Below are 17690 nucleotides of genomic sequence, written 5' to 3'. Positions count from 1 at the left end.
AGTATTCGGCTTATAAGGGCTTGAGGTTAAAAAGGAGATACCTCGGATGAGGGAGAGCCGTCACCATCCAGACCTCCTCCGGACGAAGCGGGCCACCTCCTCCGACCCCGGGGCCTCGAAGATCTCCTGGGGGGAGCCGAGGGCGACGAGGCTTCCGCCCATCAGGACGGCGACCCTGTCGGCGAGCCGCCTCGCCTGGTCGAGGTCGTGGGTCGCCATAACCACCGCTATCTTCCGGAGGACCGCCCCTTCGATCAGCTCCTCGATCTTCTCCGCCGTCCGGGGGTCGAGGTTCGCCGTCGCCTCGTCCAGGAGGAGGAGCTCCGGCTCTGTGACCAGCGCCCTCGCCAGGGCGACCCGCTGGCCCTCCCCCCCCGAGAGGCTGGAGGGCCTCCGGTCCTCGTAACCGGCGAGCCCCACGTCCCGGAGGGCTCCCCTCACCCTATCCCGGGCAGCGGCTCCGGTGATGCCCCTCATCGAAAGGCCGTATGCGACGTTCTTCTCGACAGATAGATTGAAGATCGTCGGCTTCTGGAAGACCATCGCCATCCGCCTCCTGGCAGCAGACCTCGCCCCCTCGTCCTCGGTCACGTCGACGCCATCGAATAGGACCCTCCCCCCGTCGGGGGGGTCGAGGAGGTCCAGGATCCGCAGGAGGGTAGTCTTCCCCGCTCCGGTGGGCCCGATGACGGCGAGGACCTCCCCCCGGTCGGCCCTCAGAGATACGCCCCTCAGGATCTCCGCCCCTCCCCGCATAGCCGTGACCCCCACCGCCTCGATCATGCCCACCAGTTCCCCTGGGCCCTGTTGACGAGGAGGTTCACCAGGAGGGATATGGAGACGAGGATGATCCCCAGGGCCATGGAGAGCTCGATCTCCCCCCGGGATGTCTCCAGGGCGATGGCCGTGGTCAGAACCCTGGTGTGACCCCGGATGTTGCCGCCGATCATCATCGCCACCCCCACCTCCGAGAGGGCCCGGCCGAATCCGAGGAGGACCGCCGCCATCATGGCGGCCTTCGCCTCTCCCATGATGGTGAGGATCGCCTGATACCTCGAGGCCCCCAGGGATAAGGCCGTATCCCGGACGGCGGGGCCTACGCCGCTGAGGGCGGCGATGGTCAGACCTATCATGATCGGCGTTATGAGGACCGTCTGGCCTACTACCATCCCTGCGGGGGTGAAGAGGAGGCCGAGGCTGCCGAAGGGGCCGGACCGCGAGAGGAGGAGGAAGACGACGAGGCCGACGGTCACCGTCGGGAGGCTGTAGAGGGTCTGGATGAGGTTGATGACGGCCCTCTTACCGAAAAAATTATGAAAATGGATGAGGCCGCCGATGGGGACGGCGATGGCGGCGGCGATGGCGGTCGAGGTTATGGCTATGGCCAGGGACCTGGCCGTTATCTCCACCACAACCGGATCGAGGGCGAGGATCAGCTCCACCGCCTTCGCCAGACCCGCCGCAATCTCATCCAAAGGGCTCACCTGTACTCTTATTTAGTCCAGGGACTCCTTCCGCGAATAAGGCGGTTACGCCGAGGCCCTGCTGCAGACGTCCTCGGCTAGGGGAACCAGGCACTCGTCGCCGGAGCATCCTATGAGATCGCAGTTGCCTCTGGCGGGGTTGAAGAGAGGCTTTCCGATCGTCTCCTTACCGTACTCGGCGATCAGGTCCTGCCCCTCGGCGGAGACGAGGAAGTTGATGAAGTTCCTTGCCATCTCGCAGTTTGTATCGGGGTAGACGGCGGGGCTGACGGGTACGGCGGCGTAGACGTTGATCAGGAACTCATCGCTCTCGATCAGGGGTACGAGGTCGAGGTCTCTCCTGAAGGCGGCGAAGGTGGAGGTGTCGCAGAGGGTGTAGCCCTCCATCTCGTCGGCCATCATCAGGGTCGGGCCCATCCCCTGCCCTGCCTCGACGTACCAGTTGCCAGAAGTTGCGATCTCTGCGTAGTCGAGGCCAGCTCTATCCCAGAGGAGCTTCTCCCGGGCGTGGGTCCCGGAGTCGTCGCCTCGAGATACGAACTTGACCTCGCCGGGGTTCTCCACGCCGTGGAGCATGATCGCCCTCATCGCATCGGAGGCGTTCAGTCCGGTGATCCCGGCGGGGTCATCCTCGGGGCCTACGATGATGAAGTAGTTGTAGGCGAAGCAGGTCCGGGAGAGACCGTAACCATCCTCGATGAACTTTCTCTCCCTCTCCACGTCGTGGACGAGGATCAGGTCGGCGTCGCCCTTGACGGCCCGCTCGATGGCTATCCCCGTCCCTCCGGAGACGGTCCGGACGTCGACGTTGTACATCTCCTCGAAGATGTCCTCCATCTCGTCCAGGAGGAGGGTGTCGTAGAGGCTGGTGGTGGTCGAGATCCTCAAAAGCTCCTTTCCGCCCTCTACCGCCCCTTCCTCGGCAGCCGCTGCGGTGCAGAGGAGGGCGACGATCAGGGCGAAGGCCGATATTCGATGAGATATTACCTTCATGACTATCAGATGTTAAATAGATGAGATAACTATAAAAAATCTCCGTCAGCCCTTATGGACCGGCGGTTCGGATACTGCTTGCCAGGAGTGCCCTTCGCCGCAGCCCTGGGCCGAGGGGGATGAAGACGGCCGGAGGATAAGCTTTAGGGAGATCCCCGACCATATCATAATGAGAAAAGCTATGGTGGTGCTGGATCGTGAAGGAGTACACAAACGGCGAGATCACCGTCTTCTGGGACCCGGAGAGGTGCATCCATGCGGCGGAGTGCCTCAGAGGCCTGCCGGGGGTCTTCAACCCCCAGAAGAGCCCCTGGGTGGATATGGAGGGGGCCACCTCCGACGAGATCATGGCCGCCATCGACCGATGCCCCTCGGGGGCCCTATCCTACAGGAGAAACGACGACATCGGAAGGGCTAAAGGCCCGGGAGGGGCCCCGGCCGCGGAGATCAGGGTGGTGAAGGACGGCCCCCTCCTGGTTAAGGGGAGGTGCTCCCTCTTCGGAGAAGACGGCCGACTGATCGCCGAGGAGGGGCAGTTCGCCCTCTGCAGGTGCGGCCGATCGGCGAAGAAGCCGCTATGCGACGGCAGCCACCGGGTCTGACGGGTCGGAGGCATTGGAGATCAATTCGGCTGATACCTCGTTTTTGCGATTTAAGACAATAAAGTTTAACTAAGATAAACTATTCTTGCTCAAATTAAGTTGAATTTAATCAATTTAATTTGGGTGAAGGAGTTGAAGCATCAGGGATACAGATCTATCCTCCCCGGGAGGCTGGAATTGAGAATTTTCGGGCTCGGCCTCATCCTCATCCTCTTCTTGGCCGGGGCGGGAGCTTCCCAGGACTTCCCCCTGGGAGGGGAGGATCCAGCCATCAGAAAAGCCGTCAGCTACCTATTATCCTGTCAGAACGAGGACGGTGGATTCGGAAACGAGCCGGACGCCGCGAGGAGCAGCTTAATGCCTACAGCCAATGCTGCCATGGCCCTCGCCCTCACTGGCGACCTGGGCCGCGCCAAGGAGGGCGGCAAGACACCCCTCGACTACCTCGTCGCAAACCTGCCCGAGGCGAACGCATCCGGCGGGAGCATCGGCAGGTACGTCATGGGGGTCGAAGCCTGCGGAGGCGACCCCCGGAACGTAGCGGGAATAGACTACGTCGAGAGGCTTAAAGATAAGGCGAAGCCGCCTTACGGCCGGGAGAACCTCTTCTCCGAGTCTTACATCCTCCTCGGGCTGGCCGCGGCGGGCGAGGCCGGGTCAGCGGAGGCCCAGGCCTTCGCCTCCTACATCAAGAGCAAACAGCACTCCTCAGGAGGCTGGGGGTGGGGCGGCGGGGCTCCCGACCTCGACACCACCGGGATCGGAGCTTCCGCCCTCCTGGCGGCGGGCGAGGACCCCGCAGGTCAGAGGATCCAGGACGCCCTCGGGTACATCAGACGCGAGCAGAACGATGACGGCGGCTTTCCCTCTTCGGGGATGAGCCCCGACTCCAACGCCATCAGCGACTATTGGGCGATGATGGCCTCGAACGCTGCCGGAGTCAACCCCGCCGAATGGGGGAAGGAAAGAGAGACTCCCGTCTCCCACCTCCTGAGCTGCCAGCAGAAGAGCGGGGTCTTCTGGTGGAAGCCCGATTCCCAGGGTGGGGCCGGGTTCCTCGCCGAGGCGACCTCCTACTCCATCATCGCCCTGATGGGCGAAAGCCTCCCCATAGCCGCCGCGGCCGGCGAGGTGGGGGAGGGCGCCACCGCCACCGTCACCGTCCTCGGGGACGGCTATCCCCTCTTCAGCCGGGACCTCGCCATCGGGGGCGAGGGCTTCACCAAGGACGGCTTTGAGGTCTCTAACCCCACCGTCCTGGGGGCGCTCGAGGCGACGGGGCTGATCTATTCCCTCGCCGACCTCGACGGATCGGGAAGGCCGGCCGTCTCGGACCTGGAGGGTTATGGGGCCCCGATCTACTTCGTCGACGGGGCGAGGGAAGACGACCCCATCGGCGAGCATGACGTGACCGGGGACGAGTGCGTCGTCATAAGCGCTCCGATCACCGTTCTTCCCCTCCGAATCACCGCGCCGGAAGATGTCTTGGAAGGGACGGCGTTCACCATAGAGGTCGCCTCTGAGGATCTGGATGATAGAGGACTCATCGTATCAGCTCCGGTGGAAGGAGCGACTGTCACAGTAAAGTCCGACACCTCCTCCGCCGATTACACCACCGATAAGGATGGGAAGACCCCGGAGATCACCTTCAAAGAGCCCGGAGAGTACAGGGTCGAGGCCAAGAAGGACGGATACATCGATACCATCTACCTCAACTGCGGGTACCAGATCATAAACTGCCGAAGCAGCGAGCCTGTGACCGTCACCATCCACGTCCTCGGAAATGGCGCTCCCCTCTTCAGCGGCGAGGTGGAAGTCACCGCCGTCGGGTTTGAGAAGGACGGATACGAGATCGAGAACCCGACGGCGATGGGCGCCCTGGATCTGACGAGCGTACCTTATTCCTTATCAGAATGGGCCTGGGGGCTCTTCGTCTCCGACGTCGCTGGGTTTGGGGCCCCCTCCTTTTACGTGAATGGAGGGCAGGCCCCCGTCGGGCTCGACCAGTATCTCCTCAGCGATGGGGACTGGATCACCATCGCAGCTCCCTACGACGTATATCCCCTTGAGATGGCGGCTCCCACCGAAGTCGTCGTCGGAGAACGCTTCAAGATTAAGGTGGAGACCGAAGAGTACGATGCCTCTTGGAACCTGGTCACAGTCCACCAGCAAGGCGCCACCGTCACCATCGGGTCCGAGACCTACACCACCGGTGCCGACGGATACACGCCAGAGATAATGTTCACCACGGCCGGCGAGTACAGGGTCCGGGCCGATAAGCCTGGATACGTTGGAACTTACTACCTGACCCCCGGCGGCTATCAGATCATAACCTGCCTGGAGGCCGAAGGAGAGACGGTAACGATCCACGTCCTGGGGAACGGAAATCCCATCTTCAGCGGAGAGGTATTCGCGAGCTCCGTCGGCTTTGAGAAGAATGGGTACGATATAGATAACCCGACGGCTCTGGGGGCTCTCGAGGTGACCGGCGTCCCTTACACTATCGGCGATCCCTGGGGGATGGGAAGCCCCGCGGTCACCGATCTTGACGGTAGGGGGATGCCCGTCTATTACGTCGACGGAGTTTCCCCAAGCGTCGGCCTCGACCAGTATTTCCTGACCGATGGGGACTGGATCTGCGTCAGCGCCCCATACACGGTAAACTCGCTCAGGATGACAAATTCGATGGACGTCAGTCTTCATCCTCCTGATGAGGTAGTAGTCGGCGATCCATTCAAGATCAAGGTCGTATCTGAAGAGTACGACGCCTCTTGGAACCTGGTGACGGTACCCCAGAAAGGGGCCACCGTCACCGTCGGATCTAAGACATACACCACCGGGGCCGACGGAAATACTTCGAACATCACGCTAACATGGAAGGGCGAGTACAAAGTCAAGGCGAGTAAGCCGGATTACATCGGAACGTACTACCTGACACCGGGCGGCTATCACATCATCACCGCCACCGGCGAGATCGAGAGCGACCTGATTGTGACAAAGAAGGCCGAAAACAACTCGGCGAACCCTGGCGAGATCCTCAACTACACCATAACGATCTGCAACGACTGTCCCTATGCGTTGACGGACGTTCAAATCGCCGACGACCTTCCGGAGGAGTCTTCCTTCGAGTATGCAGATCCCTGGCCCAATTCGGCGGACGGAGATCATCTGGAATGGAACCTGCCAGATGAAATACCACCGGGCGGATGCGAGGTGATAAATCTAAGGGTGAAGGTCAATGATAAGCCCCCTTCGGCCATTCTTGAAAACTGCGTTGAAGTCGCGGCCCTCGACGAAAACGATGACCAGATTGGTGCTTTCGGCTGCAGCAGGGTCTTTGTGGGCATAGCCGATCCCCTCATAGTGACCAAAACCGCCGACAAAGAATCTGTGGAGCGGGGAAAGAAGGTCAAGTACAAGATAGAGGTCTACAACATTTACGCCGTTGAAAGCCTGAAGGAAGTGACGGTCAAAGACGCCTTCAGCCGGGATGTGGAGTTCATCACCGCAGATCCCGCGCCCATCGATGGATACGAGGAGGGGGATCGTTTCAGTGATATCGTCTGGACCTTCGATGAGATCAAACCAGGTGACTTTGAAGATATCACCCTGGAGGTGCTCGTCCCCGAGATCCAGGATTTCAAGTTCGAGATGGAGCAGAGCGTGAGGGGCGAGGGGTTCGTCAACGCCGCCAACGATTACTCGACGACCTCTCCGAACCACAACCTCAATAACGTCGCCGTCGTCACCGCGATCAACACCACGGACGTCGCCCTCCAGGCTTCCGCCAGCGCGAATGTCGAGGTTACCGACCCGGGAACCGAGCTCTCGACCCGGGAGCACGGGAGCGGGAGCTACGAGAGCGAGGATCTGGTGGTGGTGAAGACCGAGGATAAGTCCATCGAGATGGAGAAGGCCGTCTCGGCGACTTATGCCCCGACCGGCATCGGCCTCTACAACAACCGCTCCCTCACCTACTCCTCGAGATGGACCGAGACGGCTTGCGGAAATAACCGGATCACTGGCACTACCATGGGCGAGACCTATCGGTACGCCACGGCCATCGACCGGGACTCCCGCTTCAAGCTCGACGAGACGGGCACATCGATGAAGTCCGAGTCGGAGTTCGAAGGGATGGGAAGCTTCAGGATATTCCAGAAGCCGACCGCCGAGGGCGGCCCCGCCGACTTCGAGTCCGAGGAGACCTACTCGGGGAGCTTCAAGGTATACCAGGTGGTCAACGGCTCCAGCATCAAGTACGAGAAGTCGGCCTCAGGAACGGGGTCGGTCTCGGCGGATAAAAGGATCGGTGACCAGCAGAGGTCCTACGAGTCCGGCTCCGGCGCCTACGACTCCGACGAGATCCTCGAGGCGGCGACCGACTACATGGCAAAGGATATCAACCTCGCCCATCAGCCGACGAGCCTGGACCTCGGAGGGAGTCTATTCTTCAACAGCTCTGCCAAATGGAAGGAGGGAATCTGGTCGAAGAACGAGAGCGAGAACAGAACCACCTTCATCGGAGAGGAGTTCTCAAGCCTCGACCGCCTCGATAAGGAGACGGTGGCGAGGGGGCTGGGGGACGTGGCCACGGAGGCTGAGTTCTCCGGGATGGGCCGGTTCAGGGCCATCTCCATCGACACCAGGGTCAACGAGTTGGAGAAGGACTCAGAGAACGAGACGGGCAACGGCACTGCGTTGGGGAGGCGAAAGGTCGAGATGGATATCGACGACCTCTACTCCGGCGACTACTCCATCGCGAGGAGGGTGGTCTTCGCCGGGGACTTCGAGTATGATGAACCCCACCTCTCGGCCGAGAAGTCTGGGGAGATCTTCTATTCGGATGACGCCATCTTTGCCCGGTACAACATAACCCTCAAAAACGACGGCAATCGGGCCCTCGGACCCCTGGCGATTAGAGACCTCTTCCCGCCGGGGGCCAGGTTCGTCAACGCCTCGGAGCGGACGACTGGCCTCTCCAACGAGAGCGCCGAGTGGACCTTCCTGAACTTGGGGCTCGGCGGCGTCCTCCGCATCACCCTCTGGCTTGATGTCTCCAACTGCCGGGGCGATGAGATCGTCAATAGGCTCGAGGCCTCGGCGGGGTACAACGGCAACGTCCTCACGGCCGCCGCCTTCGACGCCATCGAGACCGACTGGCTGAGCTGGGACGGCGATGCATCGGTGACAGCGACGAAGCTTGGCGAGGTGGACGAGAACGATCCGAGGGTCGTCACCTACACCGTCACCATCCAGAACCTCGGCGAGGATTCCAAGGTGGCCGCGGTCACCGACATCCTCCCGGATTCGATGAGGTTCCTCGACTCATCGCCAAAGCCCTCCTCCGTCGACGGCAACGCCGTCACCTGGACCCTGATAGACCTCGGCCCGTATGAGGCAGAGACGATCGTCTACGGCGCCGAGGCCCTCCGGGGCGGGAGGTTCTTCAACCAGGCCCTGGTGGAGGCGCGGTCCGTCGACGGCTCCAGGACGCCGCGGGTATACGCCAGCTCCGTCATAGAGATCGCCGAGTTTGAGGGCGAGCTTCCCCAACCAATCTGGACTCCGCCCGACTGGGGCTTCCAGTATATGGACTACTCAAACAACCTCACCTGCGAGGAGATATGCCAGCTGAATTTGGCCGCGGGAGGGGGAGAGATCTAGGCCAAAGCCGGGGCGGAGGAGATAGAGGCTGGCCTATCATCAAAGGCCGAGCCGGTTCTGACAGGTTCGAGAAGCTTCCAGGAAAGGGTATGCTGGAGTTTGGACCACCGTGCCGCCGACCTCGGGGTGAGGGATCTCGCCAAAATTTGGGTGCCCGCTGATCGGCCACAGCACCTCCGACCTGGGGCCGGCAGCCCGGTCCTCCGGCCCTCCATCTCTCAGATCTCTCCCCAGATCCTTTCCTACCGATCGAAAGGCTTAAAATCAAGTTTACTTACCTAAAGTGAGAATAAATTGATTTGAGGATCAGCCTTTGAACTTTCGTGGTGGTCGAGTCGAGATGAAAAAAGTCGTTACAGCAGCCCTCTATCTATCAGTTCTGATATCATCCCTCCTCCTCTCGGAGGCTGTAGATTGGCCCCAGTTCCAGGGGGATGCGATAAACTCCGGGCTCGCTGAAAGCGCCGTCCCGGAGGATCCGCGGATCCTCTGGTCTTGCGACCTCATCCGGGTTGACATCCCTCCCATCGTAGCAGACGGCTCTGTATACGTCCTCGCCGGAGACGGAACCCTCTCGTCCCTCGACGGTGAGACCGGCGACCTCCGGTGGGAGGCTCAGACGGAAGGCTGGGTATTTCAGACCTCCACCCCTGCCCTCGCCGGAGGCAGGATCCTCGCGGCGACGGACTCCGGCGACCTCGCCTCCTTCGACGCTCAGACAGGCGAAGAGGTCTGGACCCGTCACCTCACCGACAGGAGGTTTGAGGTCCCCATAACTTGCTTCGATGGGCTGATCTACCTCGGCGAGGGGAGCGGCCGCGGCCGGGGCGAGAAGCGCTACTTCTGCCTCGACGAGGACGGAGAAGAGGTCTGGAACCTCTCGCGAGATACCACCGGCTACATGGGGTGCGGCGCCGCCGTCGCCGGGGATTATCTCGTATATGGCTCAAATGACGGCCTCCTTCTCTGCGTCGATAGGAAGACCGGCGACCTTTCTGACATCCTGAACCTCTCCGACGGATCGAGGATCGGGTTTGCGGCGTCAGATCCCGGCCGCATCCGGGCTTCGGTCTCTTACAAAGACGGCTCTGTCTATACGACATCTGAGTTCTCGGCCAAGAGGGGCTACGCCTGGAAGGTCGGCTTCGACGAGGAGGATGGGACCTTCGAGAACCTCGGCTGGAGCTCCTCCGTCGGTTTCAGCACCTCAACTCCGGCCGTCTACGACGGCAGGGTTTACCTCGGCGTCGGCGAGCACGGGTATCCCGGGGCTCTGACCTGCCTCGACGACTCCACCGGCGATCTGATCTGGTCTTACCCCGTCGAGGCGGGGGTGAAGTCCTCGCCGGTGATCTCTGCGGCCGGAGAATCTCCCCGGATCGTCTTCACCGCCGCCAGGGTCAACGGCTCAATCTACTGCATCGAGGACGGCGGCTCCGAGCCTCGGCTCCTCTGGAGGTTCGACCCGCAGGATGACGGATACATCCTCGCCGGAGCCGCGGTCTCGGAGGGGCGGGTCTACTTCGGGACCGAGAAGGGAATCCTCTACTGCCTCTCCGATCCCCAGGCCGACCCTTCGGAAAATTCGACCATAAAGATAGAACCCACAGGAGGATCTACCTCATGAAATTTAATCTCGTCTTGGAATCCGTCGTAATAATCCTGATCTTTTCGGCCTTGACCGGGCCCGCCCTCAGCGATGAATCGATCGATCTCGATCCGGAGGGAAGCGATGGTGCCGCTTGGCACCAGTTCCACCTCGACCCCCAGCATCGAGGTGCATCTTCATCTTCTGCGCCGAGGACAAACCACACCCTCTGGACGAGGGAGATCGGCGCCCAGGCCGGATCTTCCGTCAGCGTCGCCGAGGGCCTGGTCTTCGTCAACTGCGTAGACGAGATCGTCGCCCTGGACCAGGGAACGGGGGAGACCATCTGGGCCGCGCCCTTCGAGAGGAACGGGGACGTCTGTTGCTCCTGGTTCACCCCCGTCTACTCCGACGGCAGGCTCTACTTCTCGGGGATGGAGACCAAGTGTCTAAACGCCACCACCGGCGAGGAGATCTGGAGCTTCGCCCCGCCTTCAGGAAGGGGCGCTGTGGACGGAAGCCCGGCCGTGGAAGACGGGAAGGTCATCGCCAGCGACTGGGACGGCCACCACTATCGCTGCCTCGAGGAGGCCTCCGAAAGAGAGATCTGGAACTTCACCGTGGAGGGAGCTGCCCAGTCCACCCCTGCCATAGCCGACGGCAGAGTCGTCTTCGGGGCCTGGGAGTGGGGGCTTGGAGGCAAGATCTACTGCGCCGACCTTGAAGAAGGCTCCGAGATCTGGTCTATCCAGACGGAGAACTCTCCCTGCGGATCTGCGGCTGTCCACGACGGCACCGTCTACATGACCACCTACAACTTCAACGGGAACGGCGACCTCCTCGCCCTCTCCTTATCGGATGGTTCGCTCCTCTGGAGGAGGGAGATCTCGCCGACGGACTCGACCCCCACTCTGGCCGAAGGGAAGGTCTACGTCTGCGGAGGGGTGGAGGGATTCAGCAGCTCCAAGACCTACGCCTTCGAAGCTGCCACCGGCGAGCTGGTCTGGGAGACGGACGAGGCGGAGAAGATCGGTGACTGGAGGTGCTCCATGGCCTATGCCGACGGCCTCGTCTTCGTCGGACGGCCCGACTTCGACGACTTCGGCGGAACCGTCGCCCTCGACGCCGCCACCGGCAAAGTGGTCTGGAGCCATCCCGGCGGCGGGTCCTCGCCGGCCGTCGCCGACAGGATGGTCTTCACCGTAGGGAAGGGAAGGGTCTACGCCTTCGGCGGGGCGGGAGAAGAGGAGGATCTCCAGTGATCCGACGGCTCGCCCTGGCCCTGATGATGGGCCTCATCCTCGCCTCAGCGATCTCGCCGGCCTTCGGGGACCATCTGACCTTCCGCGGCGACGCCCAGAGGACCGGGAACGTCAGCGGGGACGGCCCCGCCGCCCCCGTGCTCCTCTGGAGGGAGAAGGTGACGGCCAAGGGCTACGTTGGAGGGAGCGCTTCAATATCTGGGGAGAGGGTCTACGTCTCGTCCTGGCCTGACATGTCCTACCAGGGAGAGCAGGCCCTCGGCTGCCTCGACGCCAGGGACGGGTCGGTCCTCTGGCGGAATCCCCTGGGTGGGAAGGGGGGAGCTTCGACCCCCGCCGTCTCCCGCGGCCTCGTCTTCGCCGGCTCCTGGTACGGAGATCTATACTGTCTGGACGCTGAAACCGGCGAGACCGTCTGGAATCGGACGGTCGAGAGGGACCCTCAGTGGTGGGGGGTAGCTTCGTCGCCCCTGGTGATCGGGGAGTTGGTATTTGTCTCCACCTTCTCCGATGGGACCCTCCACGTCCTGGACCTCGAAGGTGATGAGCTCTGGAACATTTCAACCGGCAAGATCGATCCCTATACGTCCCCTGCCGCCGAGGAGGGGAGGGTCTACTTTGCGGGAGGGGACCCCGCCCTATATTGTATCGACACCTCCTCTTTTGAGATCCTCTGGAGGGCTCCGACGAACGGACCCATAACCACGACGCCAGGGATCGGAGGGGGCAGAGCCTACTTCGCCACGAGGGAGGATCTCCGCGCTTTGGACGCCTCCACCGGCGAAGAGGTCTGGGTCGCGCCCCTCAAGGGAACCACGTCGTCTCCGGCCATCTCCTCCGGCCGGGTCTACATAGGGACCGACGATGGCCGTCTCGCGTGCCTCAACGCCTCGGACGGGTCCCTCGTCTGGAGCGCCGAGGTCGATAGCTCCGTCAGGTCCTCGCCCCTCGTCGCGGGAGACCGGGTCTATCTCGGATCTCACCGAGGCGTCGTCTACGCCCTCAATCGATCGGACGGCTCGGAGGTCTGGAGGTACGAGACCGGAGCCTATCTGATGTCATCGCCGTCCTTCTCCGACGGCGTCCTCTACATCGGCTCGGACGACGGCTGCCTCTACGCCTTCGGGGAGGAGGGCTCAAAGGTCATCTTCGAGGGGGAGGTCCTCCTCGGCGACGGGAGATTCAACGCTGCGGCGGAGGATGGGAGCGTCCGCGCGGTCGATGAGAGGACGGCCCTGGGGGCGCTGATGAAGGCCTCCGAGGTGGGAGGGTTTGAGATCACCTTCGACGGCTCTTACGTCGACGACTACGGCCTTCTGGTGAGATCAATCGACGGCATCGAGGCGAGGGCGGGAGAGTTCTGGATCTACTGGGTGAACTATCCCGAGGAGCCGATGCCCTCCGAAGGGCCGGACCGCTTTCCCCTGGAGGAGGGGGACAGGGTACTCTTCTACCTCGGAGATAGGAGCAGAAGCCCCCAGGATTTCTTCAGGGTGGAGATGACGACGGGATGGGAGGGATGAAAGCTTGTCCGCTCACCGACGCGGCAGAAGGTCGGAGGGGTGGGGGGGGTCCTGGATGAGGATCTCCCCCCTTATTTTGCTCATCCTCATGACGATCGTCCCCGCCCTGGGAGACCTCAGCCAGGGCCCCTCCGAGGGAGAGGCGAAAGATGAGCCCTCCGATCTGATCTGGGAGGGCGAGCTCCTCCTAGCCGGCGGGGAGATCCCCATATCAGGCGGAAGCGGCAATGCCTCGATCGCGGAAAGGTCGGCCCTTGGAGCCCTCATCAGAGCCTCCGAAGCTGGCGGGTTTGAGCTTCTGGTGGACTTGTCCCTCTGGGCGATCCGCGGCCCCGTAGTGGTGTCGATGGGAGGCGCAGATGCGACGGCGAACAGAACCTGGAGGTACGTGGTCAACTATCCCCAGGACCCCGTCCCGGTCGTCGGCCCAGATCAATTCCTCCTCAAAGAGGGGGATGAAATCACCTTCTTCCTTGGCGATCGGCACGCTCTGCCCGGCGAATCCCCAAGGGTGAACATAACAGCGAGGATCCTCACGGAGAGGCCGGAGGCCCTCTTCATCGCCGCAGAGAACCACGCGGGGATCGAGGAATCGGCGAAGGACGCCGTCCTGAACGTCACCCTCGCCTTCGTGGAGACCGCCCCCTCGAACCTATCGGGCTACGACCTGATATTCCTGGAGATGGTGGGAAGCGACGGCGCAAGAAAGCTATTGCCCCTGCTGGAGGCGCCGAAGGAGGCGGGAGTTCCCGTCATCTCGATCCACTCGGAGGGGTACGACGGCCTCCTCGGAGATGTCGACCTCCAGGACCATCCCGAGGTCGAAGAGTACTGGAACTATGGCGGAGTCGAGAACATGAAGGGGCTCTATTCGTACCTGGCAAGGGCCTTTTTAGGCCTGGAGGTGCCGGTGAGGGCACCCGTTCCGACCCCCAGGGCCTACATCAGCCATCCGGACTCGCCGGACCTCTTCCTCCAGACCTCCTCCTACCTCCAGTGGTACCGGAGCCATTCCGGCCACCGTTACGACGAGTTGGCTCCGACGATAGGGGTGATGAACCTGGCGAGCGACCCCGTGACCTCGTCGATGAGAACCGCCATCGTCAGGGCTCTGGAGGCGAGGGGGGCCAACGTCATCGACATCGGATTTGAGAACACCACCACCATCCAGGACTTCTTCATCCTGAACGGATCGACGATCGTTGATGCCGTTCTCCTCACCAAGCCCTTCAGGCTGAACTATGGAGACCCCGAGGAGGGGATCGAGGCTCTCAAGGAGCTGAACGTCCCCGTCCTCAATGCCATGAAGCTCTGGTACCAGACCCCGGAGGAGTGGAGGAACGAAACCGGCCTGTTCCCAGCGGAGCTATACTTCAAGATCGCCATGCCCGAGATGGACGCGGTCATCGAGCCGATGATGATAGCGGGAAGGACCGAGAAGGGAACCTTCGATCCCGTCCAGAGCCAGATCGATTGGCTGGCAGATCGGGCCATCGCCTGGGCAGAGCTCGGCCGAAGGCCGAACTCTGAGAAGAAGGCGGCGATCATCTACTACAACCACGGCGGAGGAAAGGACAACCTGGGGGCGACCTACATCAACGTACCCCGGAGCCTCCGGGTGATCCTCCAGGGGCTGAACGGCTCCGGCTACCGGGTGGAGGGGACCGTCCCCGATGAGCAGGACCTCGTCGACCTGATGGCCCACCAGGGAACGAACGTCGGGACCTGGGCGCCGGAAGAGCTGGAGAAGATGGTCAGAGCGGGGAACGCGACCCTCATCCCGGCAGACGATTACCTGGAGTGGTTCTCCGAGATCGACCCCGCAAAGCAGCGGGAGGTGACGGAGATCTGGGGCCCGCCCCCCGGGGAGATCATGGTCTACGAGAACGAGTCCGGGAGCTACTTCGTCATCCCCAAGCTCTCCTTCGGAAACGTCATCCTGGCCCCCCAGCCGACGAGGGGGTGGCTTCAGAACAGCACCATCCTCTACCACAATAAGGACATACCGCCCCACCATCAGTACATCGCCTTCTACCTCTGGCTGAGGAGGGGCTTCGACGCCGACTTCATCGTCCACCTCGGAAAACACGGCACCCAGGAGTGGACCCCCGGCAAAGAGAGCGGGATTTCCCGCGACCAGTGCTGGCCGGGAATCCTGATCCAGGACCTTCCCGTGATCTACCCCTACATCGTCGACAACATCGCCGAGGGGTCCCAGGCGAAGAGGAGGGGGGACGCGGTGATTATAACCCACCTGACGCCGCCGATAGTCGCCTCCGGCCTCTACGGCAACTTCACCCACCTCGCCGAGACCGCCTTCAACTACCACCAGGTCGAGAACGCCTCGGTGAAGGCCCTCTACAAAGAGGAGATCATCGCCCGGTGCGAGGAGCTGCACCTGGACGAGGACCTGGATAAAAACCTGAGCGAGCTCTCCAGAGATCCGGAGGCCTTCGACGGTTTCGTCGAAGAGCTCGAGCACTACCTCTACGACCTGAAGAAGGAGTTCATGCCCTACGGCCTCCATACCTTTGCGACCCCTCCGGAGGGGGGGGCCCGTCTGGAGATGGTCCAATCGATGCTCGGCGACGACTACAAGCGAGAGGTCGCCCTCATGATCTCCTACGACGATTACCCGAACCCCTCGAGGCTCGACAAGGAGCGGGAGCTCGATAACGCCTCTCTGGCCCTCCTGGCGGCGGTCATCGACGATAAAACGAGCCCCGATCTCGCCCAGGGGGAGGTCTTCTCCAACCGCCCGGGCGCTGGAACAGCCAACCGATCGGAGAACCTGACCGCCCTCCTCGCCCTCGCCCTCTCCCGCTCCGAGGGGCTCGACGCCTCCGTCGAGGAGGTTCCGCGATTCATAAACGCCTCGGAGTCGGAGTACACCCCGCCGTCTCCGGCCGACGATCCGATAAGAGATCCCAACGTCCTACCGACGGGGAGGAACTTCCACTCCATAAGCCCGAGGATGGTCCCGACGCCGGCAGCCTGGGAGGTGGGGTCGGAGCTGGCCGAGGATCTGATCGAGGTCTATCGGGCCGAGGAGAACGGGACCTACCCGAGGAAGCTCGCCATCGTCCTCTGGGCCTGGGCGACGACAGACCACGGCGTCGTCGAGGCGGAGATCCTGAGGCTGGTGGGGGCGGAGCCGGTCTGGGACTCCTACGGCGGCGTCTCCGACGTCCGGCTGACCCCCTCGTCCGAGCTCGGAAGGCCCCGGATCGACGTGGTGGTCGTCCCCTCGGGGCTCCACCGGGACCTCTTCCCCGAGAAGCTCCAGCTCATCGATCGGGCGATCCGCCTTGCAGCAAACGACTCGGCGACCGACTATCCCAACTACGTGAGGGAGAACTCCGAGGAGATCAGGTCGGAGCTTCTGGCGACGGGAAACTACTCCGAGGAGGATGCCGAATTCCTCGCCGCCAGCAGGATCTTCCTTGAGGCCGCCGGGACCTACGGCCCGAACCTCGATAGCCCCGTATCCGCAAGCGACACCTGGGAGAACGATTCGAAGCTCGGCGACCTCTTCATCGACAGGATGTCCTACATCTACGGCGATGGGGTCTGGGGGAGCAGAACCCCCTCCGGCAAGGACTACGCAGCAGTCCAGACCGAGGTATACCGCCGAAACCTCGCCGAGGTGGAGGCGGCGGCCCACCACACCAACTCGAACCTCTACGGCTTCATCGACAACGACGACGTCTACCAGTACCTGGGCGGGATCTCCATGGCCGTCAGGACCGTCACCGGCGTTGCCCCCAACCTCTACGTCACCGACGCTCGGGCCAGAGGGGCTGCCGGAAAGGCGGAGCCCCTCAAGAGCTTCTTTACAAGGGAGCTCCGGTCCCGCTACTACAACCCCAAATGGATCGAGGGGATGAAAGGGGAGGGGTACTCCGGAGGAAGGGAGATGGACAAGTTCGTCGAGCACCTCTGGGGATGGGACGTCACCGTCCCCGACCTGGTAACGGAGACGATGTGGAACGAGGCCTACGACGTTTACGTCAAGGACAAGTACGATATGGGCCTCCGGGAGTTCTTCGACGAGAAGAACCCCTACGCATACCAGGTCGTCACGGCGAGGATGCTGGAGGCTTCGAGGAAAGGATACTGGCACCCCACCGAGGAGATGAAAAAAAAGCTGGCCGAGGAGTTCGAGGAGTCGGAGACCGAGTTCGGCGTCACCTGCTGCCACCACACCTGCGGAAACATCCTCCTCCGAGAGTACCTGGAGGGGGTCCTCACCGGAACTGAGCAGACGGAGGCTACCCGCGATAGCGCGAGCAAGGGCGGCGGTTCCAGCAGGCACCCCTATCCTCGTGCCGAAGCTCCAGGGGCGGCGAACGCCACCCGCCCGCCGAGCGTCGGGACAGAGATCCTCGAAGAGCTGGTCCCGGCGGGCGAGGCGGCCGGATCGGTGCAGGATGACGTCAGCGGCTTAGTCATGGAGGAGTTGGCTGAGGAGAGCCCTCTCCCATCGCGATCGGCGGCCCCGCTGATGGGGATCATCCTCGTCCTCTTCATCCTCCTGGCGGTGGGGGCGGGGTTTCTGAGGAGGTGGTGAGGGC

Annotated in this window: 9 protein-coding genes; 6 read left to right on the top strand and 3 right to left on the bottom strand. The window is 62.4% G+C overall.

All coding sequences use genetic code 11. From position 1 onward, the window contains the following. Positions 1-60 precede the first annotated feature (60 nt). The 3 genes from MHAR_RS07010 to MHAR_RS07000 are packed head-to-tail and all read right to left on the bottom strand — an operon-like array spanning position 61 to position 2477. Complete coding sequence (locus tag MHAR_RS07010) at positions 61-783, bottom strand: ABC transporter ATP-binding protein (protein WP_014586914.1); 723 nt, start codon at positions 781-783, stop codon at positions 61-63. Then, positions 780-1475, bottom strand: a complete 696-nt coding sequence (locus tag MHAR_RS07005; protein WP_014586913.1) for an ABC transporter permease — start codon at positions 1473-1475, stop codon at positions 780-782. The genes MHAR_RS07010 and MHAR_RS07005 overlap by 4 nt, the downstream gene beginning before the upstream one ends. A gap of 54 nt (positions 1476-1529) precedes the next feature. Further along, a complete protein-coding gene (locus MHAR_RS07000) occupies positions 1530-2477 on the bottom strand; it encodes a substrate-binding domain-containing protein (protein WP_014586912.1) in 948 nt (315 codons plus the stop codon). Positions 2478-2674: 197 nt separating this feature from the next. On the opposite strand from MHAR_RS07000, the gene MHAR_RS06995 reads away from it, so the two are divergent. From MHAR_RS06995 to MHAR_RS06970, 6 genes are all read left to right on the top strand, one after another. Next, positions 2675-3079: a (4Fe-4S)-binding protein gene (locus MHAR_RS06995; RefSeq protein WP_014586911.1), complete on the top strand. Its 405-nt coding sequence runs from the start codon at positions 2675-2677 to the stop codon at positions 3077-3079. Positions 3080-3256: 177 nt separating this feature from the next. Next, on the top strand, positions 3257-8743 hold the full coding sequence (locus tag MHAR_RS06990; protein WP_187287786.1) for a prenyltransferase/squalene oxidase repeat-containing protein: 5487 nt from the start codon (positions 3257-3259) through the stop codon (positions 8741-8743). Positions 8744-9083: 340 nt separating this feature from the next. Then, on the top strand, positions 9084-10370 hold the full coding sequence (locus MHAR_RS06985) for an outer membrane protein assembly factor BamB family protein (RefSeq protein WP_014586909.1): 1287 nt from the start codon (positions 9084-9086) through the stop codon (positions 10368-10370). Then, positions 10367-11593 carry a PQQ-binding-like beta-propeller repeat protein gene (locus MHAR_RS06980; RefSeq protein WP_014586908.1) on the top strand — a complete coding sequence of 409 codons (1227 nt, stop codon included), beginning with the start codon at positions 10367-10369 and terminating at the stop codon, positions 11591-11593. The genes MHAR_RS06985 and MHAR_RS06980 overlap by 4 nt, the downstream gene beginning before the upstream one ends. Then, a complete protein-coding gene (locus MHAR_RS06975) occupies positions 11590-13116 on the top strand; it encodes an outer membrane protein assembly factor BamB family protein (protein WP_014586907.1) in 1527 nt (508 codons plus the stop codon). The genes MHAR_RS06980 and MHAR_RS06975 overlap by 4 nt, the downstream gene beginning before the upstream one ends. A gap of 4 nt (positions 13117-13120) precedes the next feature. Next, on the top strand, positions 13121-17686 hold the full coding sequence (locus MHAR_RS06970; RefSeq protein WP_143763331.1) for a cobaltochelatase subunit CobN: 4566 nt from the start codon (positions 13121-13123) through the stop codon (positions 17684-17686). Positions 17687-17690 lie beyond the last annotated feature (4 nt).

This window comes from Methanothrix harundinacea 6Ac (assembly GCF_000235565.1).
Lineage (GTDB): Archaea > Halobacteriota > Methanosarcinia > Methanotrichales > Methanotrichaceae > Methanocrinis > Methanocrinis harundinaceus.
This window is presented reverse-complemented; position numbering and strand designations above follow the sequence as displayed.

Bases quoted from the DNA above. Each gene is read 5' to 3' on its own strand.
- MHAR_RS07000 (WP_014586912.1), bottom strand. From the start codon at position 2,477: ATGAAGGTAATATCTCATCGAATATCGGCCTTCGCCCTGATCGTCGCC.
- MHAR_RS07010 (WP_014586914.1), bottom strand. From the start codon at position 783: ATGATCGAGGCGGTGGGGGTCACGGCTATGCGGGGAGGGGCGGAGATC.
- MHAR_RS06980 (WP_014586908.1), top strand. From the start codon at position 10,367: ATGAAATTTAATCTCGTCTTGGAATCCGTCGTAATAATCCTGATCTTT.
- MHAR_RS06985 (WP_014586909.1), top strand. From the start codon at position 9,084: ATGAAAAAAGTCGTTACAGCAGCCCTCTATCTATCAGTTCTGATATCA.